Genomic DNA, 15,342 nt, shown 5'->3' with positions numbered 1-15,342 from the left:
AAATTTTGATAAAAAGGTTTCATAGAAATAAATAAATGTGAAAATAAATATTTGTTAATCAATTATTTTGCTCGGCCAGTGCAAAGTCAAGTTGTTTTTTCTCAAGGTTTGCACGTGCAACGCGTATCGTGATTGAATCTCCCAGCCTGTAAATATGGTTTGTCCTTCTTCCTTTCAAGCAGAAATTCTTTTCGTCGAACTCGTAATAATCATCGTCCAAATCACGAATAGGAACCATTCCCTCGCATTTATTCTCATTCAGTTCTACATAGAGCCCCCATTCTGTTACTCCCGAGATAACTCCGTCGTATACCTGTCCAAGCCTTTCACTCATAAACTCTACCTGTTTGTACTTGATTGATGCACGTTCAGCGTTAGCAGCTATCTGCTCCATGTCTGAGCTATGAACGCAAAGGTCCTCATATTTGGTTTCTGAAACTGTTCTTCCTCCTTCTTCCAAATAACGGGTAAGTAATCGGTGAACCATCAGGTCGGGGAATCGACGGATTGGTGAGGTGAAGTGAGTGTAATACTCAAAGGCCAACCCATAATGTCCAATGTTGTGCACAGAATACTTCGCTTTCTGCATTGCACGAATTGATATAGTCTCAATCAAGTTCTCCTCATTCTTGCCCTGAACGTCGTCGAGCATGTGATTAATTGACTTCGAAATATCTGTTTTAGAACCGGTAGTTCGTATTTTATAGCCAAATCGGGCAATAAACTGTGACAGATTATCCAACTTCTCCGGATCTGGAAGATCATGAATACGGTATGGCAGAACCTTAGGATTCTTGCCTTCCGGAACTTTACCAATTTTTTCAGCTACTGTTCTGTTAGCCAGAAGCATAAACTCCTCGACCAATTTATGAGCCTCTTTAGAGTATTTGAAGTAAACGCTGATAGGCTTTCCCTTCTCATCGATTTCAAATTTTACTTCGTATCGATCAAAGTTAATAGCTCCGGAATTATATCTCTTCTGACGGAGAATCTGGGCAATATGATTCATCGCAAGAATTTCTTTCTTGTAGTCTCCTTCTTTGGTCTCAATAATTTCCTGAGCTTCCTCGTAAGTAAACCTGCGGTCGGATTTGATTACTGTATGAACAATGCGTGAGCTTTTTACTTCTCCTTTATCAGTGATATTAAAAATCACCGAATAGGCTAGTTTCTCTTCATCCGGACGGAGAGAACAGATAAAGTTACATAAACGTTCGGGCAGCATAGGAATTGTTCTGTCTACCAGATATACAGATGTTGCTCTTTTTTCTGCTTCCTTATCAATAATATCGCCTTCCTTCACATAGTGTGATACATCGGCAATATGTACTCCTATTTCCCAGAGACCATCTTCAATTTTACGGATGGAGAGTGCGTCGTCAAAGTCTTTTGCATCTTTCGGGTCGATAGTGAATGTAGTGATGTTCCGGAAATCTTCCCGTTTAGCAATCTCTTCTTCAGTGATTTCTGCCGGAATTCTTTCAGCCGCCTCTTCTACAGCCTGTGGATAAACATAAGGAAGACCAAATTCGGCTAGAATAGCGTGCATCTCGGTTGTGTTATCTCCTGCAACTCCCAATATATCTATAACCTGTCCGATTGGGTTTTTGGCTCTGTCGGGCCATTCTATGATTCTAACTACAGCTTTGTCTCCTGTTTTTCCTCCTTTCAGCTTTTCTTTCGGAATAAAAATATCGTTTGCCAGCGTGCGGTTTTCAGTAATAAGGAATGCATAGGAATCAGATACTTCAAGTGTCCCCACAAAGTTTTCATTTGCCCGTTCCACAATTTCAACTACTTCTCCTTCAGCTTCCCTGTTTTTTCTTTTGGCTAAGTAAACGATACGAACTTTATCATTGTTCATTGCATGAGCCGAGTTACGTTCTGCTATGAATATTGGTTCTCCTCCGTCATCAGGCAAGAATGAGTTTTTTCCATTGCTTTTCCGTTGGAATATTCCTGTCATTTCTTTTCCATGACTGGTAAGCTTGTATCTGCCTTTTTCGATTTCCGAAATATAGTCATCAGCCACCATCTCATATAAAATGTCCATACACACCATTTTTAGCGGATGTGTAGTAAGCTTTAGTTCTGCAAAAATATACTTCAGGCTAAGTGTTTCTGTAGATTTTGTCTCAAACAACCTCATTAGTAACTCCGCTAATTGCGCTTTCTTCATTCTCTTACCTGCTTTCGTTTTATCTTTTTTTGCCATAATATGGATTGTTTTTACAGTTACTATTTACAAAGTAAGCAAATTAATTGCTTTTGACAGACTACTAATGCAATAAAGTTCTGTACTAATACTAAAAAAAAGATCATAAAATTCATGAAATGAATTAATATAGTATCTTTGCCAATTATATTATTTAATTTATAGTAAAAAATGTAACAGGTCCTTGCTGCATTTTTGTAAAAAAGGATATATGTTTTAATGATTCAGGACTGGAAAAGATATTGGAGAGTAATTGTATGGGTGGAAGAGTTTTAGTGACTGGTGCGAGTGGATTTATTGGAAATTATTTAGTGAAGGAGGCTCTGCGGAAAGGATATGAAGTGTGGGCAGGAGTGCGTGCAACCAGCAACCTTGAAGGTTTACAGGCAACAAATATTCATCTGATTGAGTTGGATTTTGCACACCCTTCAACACTTAAGATGCAATTAACGGATTTTAAAGAGACTCATAGTAAATGGGATTACATTATTCATACAGCCGGTGTTACTAAATGTCAGGATAAAAATGACTTTGATAGAGGAAATTATAAGGCTACCAAGAACTTTATTGAAACACTCAGTGGACTAGATATGACTCCCGAAAAGTTTGTTTATCTAAGTTCATTAAGTGTTTTTGGACCGATTCATGAAAAGAAGATGTTACCGATATCGGAAAATGATACCCCTAAACCCAATACAGCCTATGGAATTAGTAAACTTCGTGCAGAACAATACATAAAGGAGCTTCCTGATTTTCCTTACCTGATTTATCGCCCTACCGGAGTTTACGGGCCTCGCGAAAAAGATTATTTCCTGATGGCCAAATCAATTCAAAAGCATCTGGATTTTGCTGCCGGACTGCGCAAACAGATACTTACGTTTGTTTATGTGGCCGATTTGGCTCAAGCTATCTTCTTAGGGATAGAAAAGAAAGAGATTTGTAGGAAATCGTACTTCGTAAGTGACGGAAATGTTTATTCGAGTCGTGATTTTTCGGATTTGTTACAGAAAGAATTAGGAAATCCATTTGTAATACATATTAAATGTCCATTATTTATATTAAAAATTATATCTTTGTGCGCTGAATTCATTGCCTCCTCTTCAGGGAAGAGTAGTACGCTGAATGGAGACAAATATAAAATAATGAAACAACGAAACTGGCAGTGCGACATTACTCCACTGATTAACGACTTGGGATATGCTCCCCAATATAATCTGGCCAAAGGGGTGAAACATGCTATTGAATGGTATAAAAAAGAAGGATGGCTTTAGACATTTTTAAAAAGGTAGAGGTCCAGAAGGGATTGTTTGCCGTTGAGAAGGTTTCTTTGATATATAACCTTTTGACATCAATTTTGATTTTGTTCATGCTTCCTCGCATGAGTCACCCATACGAAATGCTGGGAGACAGAGCTATGATTGCATTGGTTACTTTCTGCCTTATCTATCTTTACAGACTGGCCCCTTGCAAATTCTCTGCTTTTGTCCGTATTGCCGTACAGATGGGCTTGCTTTCGTACTGGTATCCGGATACGTTTGAGTTTAACCGCTTCTTCCCTAATCTTGATCACTTCTTTGCTTCTGCAGAGCAGTTTATTTTCGGGTGCCAGCCAGCGGTTGAGTTCAGTAAGCATCTGCCATACAAATGGATAAGCGAGCCTTTTAATCTAGGGTATTTCTCTTACTACCCAATGATTGTAGTTGTGGCTTTGTACTACTTCTTTCGCAGGTTCGACCTGTTCGAGAAATGGTCTTTCATTGTGGTTGCCTCTTTCTTTGTCTATTACTTTATCTTTATATTTGTTCCTGTGGCAGGCCCTCAGTTCTATTTTCCGGCTATCGGTGCGGAGAATGTAGCTAATGGAATATTCCCTTCTATCGGACATTATTTCAACTTTCATCATGAACTGTTGCCCGGTCCCGATTACCAACATGGTTTCTTCTATAGTCTGGTTGACGCTTCACAACAGATTGGTGAAAGGCCAACGGCGGCATTCCCAAGTTCGCACGTAGCTATCTCTACCATAGTGATGCTTTCGGCCTTTCAGGTGAGTAGAAAACTGGGTAGTTTCCTTATACCTTTTTATGTGCTGCTTTGCTGTGCAACAGTATATATTCAGGCGCACTATCTGATTGATGCTATCGTTGGATTCTTTTCTGCCTTCGTTGTCTATTTCCTTGTCAAGAAAATGTATAATAAATGGTTTGCTGACCCGCTTTTTAAATAGTTCAGCATTAAATTAACTGTACCACTTGAATTGTATGGTTTCAGGGCAAGAGGAATCATAGACAGAAATGAGACTAATTGAGACAAAATCATATTCTTATAACAGATTTTTAATTATAATACTTGCCAAATCTGTATTTTAAATGATTGATATATAAGCATCTAAACATGAAATTCACAAAAAATAGAGTTTGTACCTTTTTAGGTTTAACAGGTGTCTTTGGATCACCTGTCTTGGGACAAAATTTATTGCAATCCCACCCCAATATCGTAATTATTGAAGCCGATGATTTAGGATATGGAGATTTAAGCTGTTATGGATCGAAAACAATTCAAACTCCCGGGATGGATAGATTGGCAAAAGAGGGGGTACGTTTTACAGACGGGTATTGTACCGCTGCTACATCCACTCCAAGTCGTTATTCCTTGATTACGGGCATGTATCCATGGACAAACGAAGGGGCTAAAATCCTTCCTGGAAATGCTGCCTTAATTATTGATGCAAGGCGGGTAACCTTACCTAAAATCATGAAACAGGCGGGTTATGCTACAGGTGCTGTGGGGAAATGGCATTTAGGATTGGGAAACGGAGCTGTTGACTGGAATAAAAAAGTTTATCCTGGAGCGAAGGATGTTGGATATGATTATTCTTTTATTCAAGCTGCCACCAATGATCGTGTGCCTTGTATTTTCATAGAAAACGGAAAAGGAGTAGGATTGGAACCACAAGACCCGCTCTATGTAAGCTATCAGGAAAATTTCGGTGGAGAGCCAACCGGAAAAAATAACCCGGAGCTACTTAGAATGTTTCCAAGTGTGGGACACGATGGCTCAATAGTAAATGGAATCCCTCGAATAGGATTTCAAACCGGAGGGAAGAAAGCGCAATGGAGGGATGAAGATATGGCGGAGCTTTTCCTGAACAAAGCAAAACAATTCATGCAAGAAAACCAGAATAAGCCCTTTTTCTTGTATTATGGATTGCATCAACCCCATGTACCCAGGGTTCCAAATGAGCGTTTTGCAGGAAAATCAGGAATGGGGCCACGAGGTGACGTGATTTTGGAAGCCGACTGGTGCGTGTCTGAGTTTCTGAAAGAAATGGATAAGTTGGGACTGACTGAAAATACATTGGTTATCCTGACGAGTGACAATGGTCCGGTTTTAGATGATGGATATAAGGATAATGCCGAAGAGATGGTAGGAAAGCATAAACCAGCCGGGCCATATAGAGGGTGGAAAACTACGATGTATGCAGGTGGAACTTGCATTCCTTTCATCGTAAGATGGCCTGCCATCGTAAAGCCTGGAGTTTCTGAAACTTTCGTTTGCCAAATGGATTTATTAGCTTCGCTGGCAGCACTTACTGGACAAACATATTCTGATAAAACTGATAGCCAGAATACATTACCTGTATTTTTAGGAATGAGTAAAGAGGGCCGTAAGGAATTAGTAATTGAAGGAATGTTTAATTATGCCTTTAGACAAGGTGATTGGGTCATGATTCCGCCTTATCCAGGAGTTGGAGAAACCTATCAGCTATATAATTTGAAAGATGATCCGGGAGAGAATATAAATTTGGCAGGTAAGAATCCTAGATTATTAAGACAGATGATGATGAGGTTTGAACAGTTGAAACGTGAAACAAGTAAAGTTACAAATTATTAGACTTTAGAGGATTATTGATTCATCTTGTTGAAGTACTATACTTTAGGATGTTTGTATAACTCTTTTCAGGAAGTAATTATAAAAAATCACCCTCAATTAATAAGGGTCATACTTTCTAAAATAAAAGAGCCGTTTTCAATCTACAAGAAAGGTTGAAAACGGCTCTTCTCAGTCTTTAATAAGTGGGTTAAATCAGATTCGGTAACTTCAGTCTATCAAAACGGGAGGTTCGATGCGCTATTTTTTTATTTACTCTCTGTTTTGGTTCATTGTTGATGGGCGGCACCTCCGTGTTCGGCTATTATTCTGTCGAAGATGGCATCCAAATCCTCTTTATGTTCAGCCCGCAGCATGGCAACGCGGGTATCGCGGAAGTTGGGGATTCCCTTGAATAATGGAGACGCAGCTAAGTGTCGGCGGACATGAATAATGCCCCGGCGTTCGTCTAGCCGCTCAATGCTCTGTTCAACCTGCTTGCGCAGTACCTCCATTTTCCAGTCGAACGAGAGAGAAAGCTCTTCGCCTGTTTCCATGTAATGCTTCACCTCCTTGAATATCCATGGGCGGCCAAAGCTGGCACGTCCAATCATGATGGCATCTACACCGTATCGATCAAAGTATTCTTTTACCTGTTGAGGGGTGGTCACATCTCCATTGCCAATGATGGGTATCTTCATGCGCGGGTTGTTCTTTACCTCGCCAATCAATGTCCAGTCTGCCTCGCCGGTATACATCTGGCTTCGGGTTCTTCCGTGTATGGTTAGTGCGGCTATGCCGCAATCCTGCAGTTGTTCGGCAAGTTCAACGATGATTTTGCTGTCGCTGTCCCATCCCAACCGGGTTTTCACGGTAACAGGAATCTTCACGGCATCGACCACCGCCTTGGTTATCTCTAGCATTTTAGGCACATTCTGAAGCATACCTGCTCCGGCGCCTTTGCCAGCTACCTTTTTTACGGGGCAACCAAAATTAATATCGAGAATGTCTGGGTGAGCTGCCTCCACAATTTTTGCCGCTTCTACCATGGGTTCCACTTCCTTTCCGTAAATCTGCATGGCAACCGGTCGCTCCTCTTCGCAAATAGTGAGCTTTTGGGTTGTTTTGTTTACGTAACGTACCAGCGCATCGCTGGAAATAAATTCGGTGTAAACCATGTCTGCTCCAAACTGTTTGCACAACAACCGGAAAGCAATATCGGTTACATCCTCCATGGGAGCCAATAAAACGGGGCGTTCCCCTAAGTCTATAGAGCCTATTTTCATAATCAGTTATTATTGCTGCAAAAATACGCAAAAAACCACTACCTTTGTACACAACTAATTATAAAATAGGTATGAACCATCAGTTAAAAGACTTTGAAATAATGGCGCCAGCGGGTTCGCGCGAATCTTTGGCCGCCGCAATTCAGGCAGGAGCTGATTCAATTTACTTTGGTATTGAGAATCTGAACATGCGTGCTCGGTCATCGAACACGTTTACAATAGATGATCTGAAAGAGATTGCTCAGATATGTGATGAGCATGGTCTGAAGAGTTATCTTACAATTAATACAATTATTTACGATAATGATATTCCTTTGATGCGCACAATTGTGGATGCCGCGAAGGAAGCTGGCATTTCGGCTATCATTGCTGCAGATGTGGCGGTGATGTCTTACGCGCGTTCCATCGGACAAGAAGTACATCTTTCTACACAGCTAAATATTTCGAATGCGGAAGCGTTGAAATTCTATGCTCAGTTTGCCGATGTAGTGGTGTTGGCCCGTGAGTTGAACTTGGAACAGGTACGTGCCATCTACGACCGTATCAAAGAAGATAAAATCTGCGGACCGATGGGTGACGAGCTTCGTATCGAGATGTTCTGCCACGGTGCACTCTGTATGGCGGTTTCGGGAAAATGTTACCTTTCGCTTCATGAAATGAACAACTCGGCAAACCGGGGTGCATGCATGCAGATTTGCCGACGTGCCTATACCGTGAAGGATAAGGAGAGCGATATTGAACTGGAAATTGATAACCAGTACATCATGTCGCCAAAGGATTTAAAGACTATCCATTTTATGGACCAGATGATTGAAGCCGGAGTAAGGGTATTCAAGATTGAAGGACGCGCCCGAGGACCAGAGTATGTGCGTACAGTTGTGGAGTGTTACAAGCAGGCTATTCAGTCTTGTTTGGATGGAACGTTCTCTCAGGAGAAGATCGATGCGTGGGATTCTCGACTGAAGACGGTCTTTAACCGCGGATTCTGGAACGGATATTACTTGGGACAACGGCTGGGCGAGTGGAGCAAGAACTACGGTTCAGAAGCTACCGAGCGGAAAGTATACGTGGGTAAGGCGGTTAAATATTTCGGCAACATCAATGTGGCCGAATTCCTTGTGGAAGCTGCCGAACTGAAGGTGGGAGATAAACTACTGGTTACCGGGCCAACCACCGGAGCCTTGTTCTCTACACTGGAAGAGGCGAGGGTAGATTTGAAACCGGTTGAGGTGGTGCACAAAGGAGAAAACTTCTCCATGAAGTTTGCAGAGAAGATTCGCCCAAGCGATAAGCTATATAAATTGGTTTCACCCGATGAATTAAAGAAATCTCGTACAAAAGAATAGATTCTTCTGTACAAAACAATTAGATCTTTTGTACAGAAGAATGCATTCTTTTGTACAAGAGATTTTTTATTTTACGTGATGTTTTAAATAAGTTATATGGGAAAATATATTTTTGAACTGAATATGAAAGTACGCGACTATGAATGTGATATGCAGGGAATAGTCAACAATGCCAATTACCAACATTATCTGGAACATACGCGGCATGAATTTATCACTACGCTTGGCATTAACTTCGGCGAGCTGCATGTGCAGGGAATCGATCCCGTGGTAGCCCGAATTTCCATAGCTTATAAAACCCCTCTTCGCAGCGGCGACGATTTTGTATCCAAGCTCTATATGGAGAAAGAAGGACTGAAATATGTCTTCTATCAAGATATCTACCGATTATCCGATAATAAAGTATCGGTAAAGGCCAAGGTGGAAGTGGTATGCCTCACCAACGGACGGTTGGGGCCTAGTGAATTGTTTGATCGTGCATTTCAACCCTATTTTACACAATGAATGAAAAGGAAGTAATTGCGAGCATTGCGCTTACACAAGTCCTGGGAGTGGGACTGATAAGCGCACGGATGTTGATAAATGGTGCCGGAAGTGCGGAGAAAGTATTTGCCTGTCGCAAGGAACTTTCCGAGATAATTCCGGGAGTTACCCCCAAAATAGCAGAGTTGCTGGATTGTCCGCAGGCTTTTGCAAGGGCTGAGGCCGAATACGCTTTCGCCCAAAAGAACCGGATAAACTGCATTTGCTACAATGATGAGGCTTATCCTTCAAGATTAAGAGAGTGTCCCGATGCTCCGGTGATACTGTTCTTTAAAGGGGAGGCCGATTTAAACGCTTTACGCGTTATCAATATGGTGGGAACCCGCAATGCAACCGATTACGGACAGCGTATCTGCCGTGATTTTATTACCGACCTTAAATCATTATGTCCCGATGTGCTCGTGGTTAGTGGCCTTGCTTATGGAATTGATATTCATTCACACAGAGCAGCTGTGAGCAATGGTCTTACAACGGTTGGCGTCCTGGCGCATGGACTGGACAGAATCTATCCCGCCGCCCACAGGAAAACAGCCATTGATATGCTTGCAAACGGAGGTTTGCTGACCGAATTTATGTCGGAAACAAATCCCGACCGGCAGAATTTTGTGAAACGAAACAGGATTGTGGCGGGAATGAGCGATGCCACTATTGTGGTAGAATCGGCCGTGAAGGGGGGAGCCCTGATAACAGCTGATATAGCCCAGAGCTATCACCGCGATTGTTTCGCTTTCCCGGGAAGAGTAAACGACGAATTCTCTGTTGGATGCAACAACCTTATCAAAGATAATAAAGCCGGACTGATACTTTCTGCCGAAGATTTCATTAAATCCATGTGCTGGGACGCAAATCCCGATGCTGTTCCCGTTGCCATTCAGCGACAGTTGTTCGTGGATCTTTCGGAAGAAGAACAATTGATAGTAGATATTCTGCGCGAAAAAGGAGATTCTCAAATTAACTCTCTGGTGGTTGAGGCCGATATGCCGGTCAATAAGATAAATGCAATTCTATTTGAGCTTGAGATGAAAGGTGTTGTTCGGGCCTTGGCTGGAGGAATGTTTCAGCTGCTTTGAAAAAAGCAAAAAAAAAGGAGTCACGCCTGACTCCAACCTTTTTTAACCTTAAATCTAATACTATGAAAAACACATTACAAATGTAGGGCTTTCAAGTATGATGGCAAAATATATCTGCCTCTTTTAATTTTCTTTCACCGATTTTAGCTGTTTATTATAATAAAATGCTCTTTGAAACAGAAATATAATTATCATTTTGATATCTTTCAGGTTTATTTGAATGATAAAAAAATCAGATAGCTCAAGCTGTTATCATATTGATACATACGGTTTAAGAAGCATTCCTTATAACAGTTCAATGCGAATATGAATAATCCTTTTCTGGTTCCGAAATAAATTGTTGAATCCTGAGTCGAATGCTTGTTAATTCCAGGAAGATTTTGGTGTTTTTACCCCATTTGGTACCCGTAAAATAAGAAGAGGGTGTCTCAATAGTATGAGACACCCTCTTTCTGTGTTCTATCTAATCTGTAGATTAATCCTTCAGTTTAGCTGCGATGAAGTCGCGGTTCAATCTTGCAATGTTGCTGATTGAAATAGACTTAGGACATTCAGCCTCACAAGCTCTGGTGTTGGTACAGTTACCGAAACCAAGTTCGTCCATTTTAGAAACCATTGCTTTAGCACGACGACCGGCTTCTACTTTTCCTTGAGGAAGAAGAGACAGCTGGCTTACTTTTGCAGAAACGAACAACATAGCCGAACCGTTCTTACAAGCAGCAACACAAGCGCCACAACCGATACAAGAAGCTGCATCCATTGCTTCGTCGGCGATTGGTTTCGCAATAGCGATAGCATTTGCATCAGGTATACCACCAGTATTTATTGATACGTAACCACCAGCCTGCATAATCTTGTCGAATGCGTTACGGTCTACCATCAAGTCGCGGATAACAGGGAAACCTGCCGAACGCCATGGTTCAACTGTGATAGTGTCGCCATCTTCGAAACGACGTATATACATTTGGCAAGTAGTAGCTCCGGTTGCAGGTCCGTGTGGGTGTCCGTTGATGTAAAGTGAACACATACCGCAGATACCTTCACGACAGTCGTGATCGAAAACTACCGGTTCTTTACCTTCATTGATAAGTTTTTCATTCAGGATGTCAAGCATTTCGAGGAAAGAAGTGTCGCCCGAAATGTTTTCCATTTGATATGATTCAAAAGCACCTTTAGCTTTTGGACCTTTTTGACGCCAAACCTTTAGCGTGAAATTTATATTTTTTTCCATTGTCTACTAATTATTAAGCTTTGTAATTACGTGTCTGAACCTTAGTGAATTGATAGTTCAAATCTTCCTTAATCAGTTCTGGTGCTGTATCTTCGCCAGTATATTTCCAGCAAGCTACATAAGAGAAGTTTGCGTCGTCGCGTAGAGCTTCACCTTCTGGAGTCTGGAACTCTTCACGGAAGTGTCCACCGCAAGACTCTTCACGGTTAAGGCCATCGTATGCCATCAACATACCAACTTCGATAAAGTCTGACAGACGAAGTGCTTTTTCCAATTCAACATTCAGGTCGTTTACATCGCCAGGAATACGAACATTGGTCCAGAAGTCTTTTTTCACCTCTTTCAGTTTAACCAAGGCCGTTTGCAATGACTCTTTTGTACGTCCCATACCAACGAAATCCCACATGATGTGACCCAGTTTCTTGTGGATTGAGTCTACAGAGTGTTTACCGTTGATGTTCTTGATCTTGTTAATCTTATCCGTGATAGCTTTTTCTGCTTCAACGAATTCTGGAAGATCTGTTGAGAAACGTGGAACCTGAATCTGATCAGACAAATAGTTCTGAATTGTATAAGGTAATACAAAATATCCGTCGGCTAAACCTTGCATCAATGCAGAAGCACCTAAACGGTTAGCTCCGTGATCAGAGAAGTTAGCTTCACCAATTGCAAACAATCCGGGGATTGAAGTCATTAGTTCGTAGTCAACCCAGATACCACCCATTGTGTAGTGGATAGCAGGATAGATCATCATTGGAGTCATGTACGGATTTTCATCAGTGATCTCTTCGTACATGTCGAACAAGTTACCGTAACGAGCTCTTACTACATCTTCGCCTAAGCGTTGGATAGCTTCAGAGAAATCAAGGAATACAGCAAGACCTGTGTTGTTTACACCAAAACCGTGGTCGCAACGTTCTTTAGCAGCACGAGAAGCTACGTCACGAGGAACCAGGTTACCGAATGCAGGATAACGACGTTCCAAATAGTAATCGCGGTCTGATTCAGGAATCTGAGTCGGTTTTAATGTACCAGCCTGAAGTGCTTTTGCATCTTCCAGTTTCTTTGGAACCCAGATACGACCGTCGTTACGAAGTGATTCAGACATCAATGTTAGTTTAGACTGAACATCTCCGTGAACAGGAATACAAGTTGGGTGGATTTGTGCGTAGCATGGGTTAGCAAAGTAAGCACCTTTCTTGTAACATTGAATTGCGGCAGAACCGTTAGAACCCATAGCATTTGTAGAAAGGAAGAAAGCATTACCGTAACCACCGGTACCGATAACTACTGCATGTGCAGCAAAGCGTTCAAGCTTTCCTGTTACCAGATTACGAGCGATAATGCCACGTGCACGACCGTTGATTACAACAACGTCAAGCATTTCGTAGCGAGTGAATAATTTAACAGTGCCTTTGTGTACCTGACGACTCAATGCAGAGTATGCACCAAGCAATAATTGCTGGCCAGTCTGACCTTTTGCGTAGAAGGTACGAGAAACCTGAGCACCACCGAAAGAGCGGTTGTCAAGCAAACCACCATATTCGCGAGCAAAAGGAACACCCTGTGCAACACATTGGTCGATAATAGCGTTGGAAACTTCAGCAAGACGGTAAACGTTAGCTTCACGTGCGCGGTAGTCACCACCTTTGATTGTATCATAGAACAAACGGTATACAGAGTCACCGTCGTTTTGGTAATTCTTAGCAGCATTGATACCTCCTTGTGCAGCAATAGAGTGAGCACGACGAGGAGAGTCCTGGATGCAGAAGTTGAAAACTTTGAAACCCATTTCACCAAGAGAAGCTGCAGCTGATGCTCCGGCAAGACCGGTACCAACTACGATGATATCCAGACGGCGTTTGTTTGCAGGGTTTACGAGCTTTTGATGAGCTTTATAGTTACTCCATTTTTCAGCCAATTGGCCTTCAGGAATTTTTGAATCTATCTTAGTCATAATATATTATTTCTTTTTTCTGATTTAATAAGAGTTCACATTCGCAGGTTACTTAACCCAGTAATCCGTATTTTACATAAAATACAACTACTACAAGAGCAAAGCCTAAGAAGATTACAGTTGCAAAGATGTTTGAAATGCATCTCCAACGTTCGAACCAGATCTTATTGCTCCAACCCAGAGTTTGAAGAGCACTCCAGAAACCGTGAGTTAAGTGGAACCAGATAGCAACAAACCAGACAAGATAGAGAACTGCAAATAAAGGATTTGCAAAAGTTTCACGGATTAATGCTGCACCGTCTTGTGGTGTTGGATTAATGCTGTGAAGACCGCTTATTTCTACGAATTGCATCTTGAACCAGAACTGAGCAAGGTGAAGAACAAAGAAAAGAGCAACAATGATACCTAAAACAAGCATGTTTTGTGAAGCCCATTCAACACTCTTTGGCTTTTCAACAACTGCATAGCTCTCGTTACCACGAGCTTTACGGTTTTGCATTGTCAGCCAAAATGCATAAATGATGTGTACAGCAAAACCGGCAGCTAATACAAGAGTACCAGCTAAAGCATACCAATTTGCTCCTAAGAACTCACAAACCATGTTGTAGCCTTCTTCAGAGAAAATCGCCACAAGGTTCATCGCCATGTGAAATGTTAGAAACAGGACAAGGAATAGTCCTGATACGCTCATGACTACTTTCCTTCCTACAGATGAATTAGTTAACCACATAAATGATTGAATTTAAATTATTTAATTGTTAGAACTATAATTTTCTTTGTTTAGTCAGTTTTCCTCCGGCAAAAGTACATGAAATCCACCTATTAAGCAAGGGATTAAAGAAATAATTCAGCAATTGAGAGCTTCTGTATTTTACAAATTTCAGTTTAAAGAGGATTTAATCAAATACAATTCTGTTGATTTTAACTTTTTGATATTTAGTTCTTTGTTTTACTGATGGTGTAATTTTTACTTAAGACTGCACCCTTCTTAAGAATATTTTTGGTATATCTCTATTGGATCTGATTTATACGTATATTTGTAGAAATTATTTATAAATTAGTGTGATGAAGCGAATACTCTTATTTTCAATAATATCTATTCTTGTTTTTGAATGCAGTGCACAAAACTGGGATATAAATACGCTGAAGAGAATTAATAATGTTGATAATTCCTTTATTAAGGGATATAGCAAAGGGATTTCTAATACAGAACCTTATCTGGCTATCGGTATTCCTCTGCTAATGGGGAGTTACTCATTGATAACGGATGATAAGAAGCTCCTGGAGGATGCTATATATGTAGGCTCAAGTGTGGCAGAAGCAGTAATTATATCAACAACTATGAAAGAGCTTGTTGATAGAGAGCGCCCTTATAGCAGGTATCCCGATCTTATCACAAACCGGTCCGTAGAATCAAGTTCTTCATTTCCTTCAGCGCATACAGCAACGGCTTTCTCCCTTGCCACTTCATTGAGTATCAGATATCCTAAGTGGTATGTGATTGCTCCTAGCTATCTTTGGGCTTGTTCTGTTGGGTTCTCAAGAATGAATATTGGTGTTCATTATCCTTCTGACGTATTTGCTGGAGCTGTGATCGGAACAGGATGTGCTGTAATTAATGTTTATATTAATAAGTATCTCCAGGGGATAATTTATCCAAAAGGTGTTACTAAAACTATTGATTATTGAAAATGTATCCAGGCAATGTCTATATATTGAGACTGCTTGTTATCAAAATCGTTCTTAGATAGAAACGTTTCTTTGATTTACGATTGTTTTCTTTACTAAAATAATTTGGGACCTTTGATCCATGAAATGAATTTC

The 15,342-nt window shown here is 41.0% G+C and carries 12 protein-coding genes; 7 read left to right on the top strand and 5 right to left on the bottom strand.

What is annotated here, in order from left to right:
- Nucleotides 1-58: 58 nt before the first annotated feature.
- Nucleotides 59-2,215, bottom strand: coding sequence for a ribonuclease R (rnr, locus tag ABWU87_RS10745; protein WP_353330596.1), 2,157 nt, complete (start codon nucleotides 2,213-2,215; stop codon nucleotides 59-61).
- 257 nt (nucleotides 2,216-2,472) lie between these two features.
- On the opposite strand from rnr, the gene ABWU87_RS10740 reads away from it, so the two are divergent.
- From ABWU87_RS10740 to ABWU87_RS10730, 3 genes are all read left to right on the top strand, one after another.
- Nucleotides 2,473-3,486 (top strand): NAD-dependent epimerase/dehydratase family protein, encoded by a 1,014-nt coding sequence (locus ABWU87_RS10740; RefSeq protein ID WP_353330594.1) that lies wholly within the window; start codon nucleotides 2,473-2,475, stop codon nucleotides 3,484-3,486.
- Nucleotides 3,477-4,442 (top strand): phosphatase PAP2 family protein, encoded by a 966-nt coding sequence (locus tag ABWU87_RS10735; RefSeq protein ID WP_353330592.1) that lies wholly within the window; start codon nucleotides 3,477-3,479, stop codon nucleotides 4,440-4,442. The genes ABWU87_RS10740 and ABWU87_RS10735 overlap by 10 nt, the downstream gene beginning before the upstream one ends.
- Nucleotides 4,443-4,609: 167 nt before the next feature.
- Nucleotides 4,610-6,109, top strand: a complete 1,500-nt coding sequence (locus tag ABWU87_RS10730; RefSeq protein ID WP_353330590.1) for a sulfatase family protein — start codon at nucleotides 4,610-4,612, stop codon at nucleotides 6,107-6,109.
- Between the two features lie 266 nt (nucleotides 6,110-6,375).
- Here the strand turns inward: ABWU87_RS10730 and dusB are convergent, their stop codons facing one another.
- Nucleotides 6,376-7,371, bottom strand: coding sequence for a tRNA dihydrouridine synthase DusB (gene dusB / locus ABWU87_RS10725; protein WP_353330588.1), 996 nt, complete (start codon nucleotides 7,369-7,371; stop codon nucleotides 6,376-6,378).
- Nucleotides 7,372-7,442: 71 nt separating this feature from the next.
- On the opposite strand from dusB, the gene ABWU87_RS10720 reads away from it, so the two are divergent.
- The 3 genes from ABWU87_RS10720 (at nucleotide 7,443) to dprA (ending at nucleotide 10,330) form a co-directional block, all read left to right on the top strand.
- The gene (locus ABWU87_RS10720) at nucleotides 7,443-8,717 is read left to right on the top strand and encodes a peptidase U32 family protein (protein ID WP_353330586.1); all 1,275 of its coding nucleotides are present in this window, start codon (nucleotides 7,443-7,445) and stop codon (nucleotides 8,715-8,717) included.
- Nucleotides 8,718-8,813: 96 nt separating this feature from the next.
- On the top strand, nucleotides 8,814-9,221 hold the full coding sequence (locus ABWU87_RS10715; RefSeq protein ID WP_353330584.1) for an acyl-CoA thioesterase: 408 nt from the start codon (nucleotides 8,814-8,816) through the stop codon (nucleotides 9,219-9,221).
- Nucleotides 9,218-10,330: a DNA-processing protein DprA gene (gene dprA / locus ABWU87_RS10710; RefSeq protein WP_353330582.1), complete on the top strand. Its 1,113-nt coding sequence runs from the start codon at nucleotides 9,218-9,220 to the stop codon at nucleotides 10,328-10,330. The genes ABWU87_RS10715 and dprA overlap by 4 nt, the downstream gene beginning before the upstream one ends.
- Before the next feature lie 475 nt (nucleotides 10,331-10,805).
- Here the strand turns inward: dprA and ABWU87_RS10705 are convergent, their stop codons facing one another.
- From ABWU87_RS10705 to ABWU87_RS10695, 3 genes are read right to left on the bottom strand one after another with little or no spacing between them, the layout of a single operon-like run.
- A complete protein-coding gene (locus ABWU87_RS10705) occupies nucleotides 10,806-11,561 on the bottom strand; it encodes a succinate dehydrogenase/fumarate reductase iron-sulfur subunit (protein ID WP_353330581.1) in 756 nt (251 codons plus the stop codon).
- Nucleotides 11,562-11,574: 13 nt separating this feature from the next.
- Nucleotides 11,575-13,518, bottom strand: coding sequence for a fumarate reductase/succinate dehydrogenase flavoprotein subunit (locus ABWU87_RS10700; RefSeq protein ID WP_353330579.1), 1,944 nt, complete (start codon nucleotides 13,516-13,518; stop codon nucleotides 11,575-11,577).
- A gap of 52 nt (nucleotides 13,519-13,570) precedes the next feature.
- Nucleotides 13,571-14,248 carry a succinate dehydrogenase/fumarate reductase cytochrome b subunit gene (locus tag ABWU87_RS10695; RefSeq protein ID WP_353330577.1) on the bottom strand — a complete coding sequence of 226 codons (678 nt, stop codon included), beginning with the start codon at nucleotides 14,246-14,248 and terminating at the stop codon, nucleotides 13,571-13,573.
- A gap of 335 nt (nucleotides 14,249-14,583) precedes the next feature.
- On the opposite strand from ABWU87_RS10695, the gene ABWU87_RS10690 reads away from it, so the two are divergent.
- Nucleotides 14,584-15,207: a phosphatase PAP2 family protein gene (locus ABWU87_RS10690; RefSeq protein ID WP_353330575.1), complete on the top strand. Its 624-nt coding sequence runs from the start codon at nucleotides 14,584-14,586 to the stop codon at nucleotides 15,205-15,207.
- Nucleotides 15,208-15,342 lie beyond the last annotated feature (135 nt).

Source organism: Bacteroides sedimenti, from assembly GCF_040365225.1.
In the GTDB taxonomy this organism is placed as follows: Bacteria; Bacteroidota; Bacteroidia; order Bacteroidales; family Bacteroidaceae; genus Bacteroides; species Bacteroides sedimenti.
Note: the sequence above shows the minus strand (reverse complement) of the source record. Positions and strands in the feature narration are given on the sequence as shown.

What these genes read in the sequence shown, in the direction of transcription:
- rnr (WP_353330596.1), bottom strand. Translation starts at nt 2,215, where the DNA reads ATGGCAAAAAAAGATAAAACGAAAGCAGGTAAGAGAATGAAGAAAGCG.
- ABWU87_RS10740 (WP_353330594.1), top strand. Translation starts at nt 2,473, where the DNA reads ATGGGTGGAAGAGTTTTAGTGACTGGTGCGAGTGGATTTATTGGAAAT.
- ABWU87_RS10735 (WP_353330592.1), top strand. Translation starts at nt 3,477, where the DNA reads ATGGCTTTAGACATTTTTAAAAAGGTAGAGGTCCAGAAGGGATTGTTT.
- ABWU87_RS10730 (WP_353330590.1), top strand. Translation starts at nt 4,610, where the DNA reads ATGAAATTCACAAAAAATAGAGTTTGTACCTTTTTAGGTTTAACAGGT.
- dusB (WP_353330588.1), bottom strand. Translation starts at nt 7,371, where the DNA reads ATGAAAATAGGCTCTATAGACTTAGGGGAACGCCCCGTTTTATTGGCT.
- ABWU87_RS10720 (WP_353330586.1), top strand. Translation starts at nt 7,443, where the DNA reads ATGAACCATCAGTTAAAAGACTTTGAAATAATGGCGCCAGCGGGTTCG.
- ABWU87_RS10715 (WP_353330584.1), top strand. Translation starts at nt 8,814, where the DNA reads ATGGGAAAATATATTTTTGAACTGAATATGAAAGTACGCGACTATGAA.
- dprA (WP_353330582.1), top strand. Translation starts at nt 9,218, where the DNA reads ATGAATGAAAAGGAAGTAATTGCGAGCATTGCGCTTACACAAGTCCTG.
- ABWU87_RS10705 (WP_353330581.1), bottom strand. Translation starts at nt 11,561, where the DNA reads ATGGAAAAAAATATAAATTTCACGCTAAAGGTTTGGCGTCAAAAAGGT.
- ABWU87_RS10700 (WP_353330579.1), bottom strand. Translation starts at nt 13,518, where the DNA reads ATGACTAAGATAGATTCAAAAATTCCTGAAGGCCAATTGGCTGAAAAA.
- ABWU87_RS10695 (WP_353330577.1), bottom strand. Translation starts at nt 14,248, where the DNA reads ATGTGGTTAACTAATTCATCTGTAGGAAGGAAAGTAGTCATGAGCGTA.
- ABWU87_RS10690 (WP_353330575.1), top strand. Translation starts at nt 14,584, where the DNA reads ATGAAGCGAATACTCTTATTTTCAATAATATCTATTCTTGTTTTTGAA.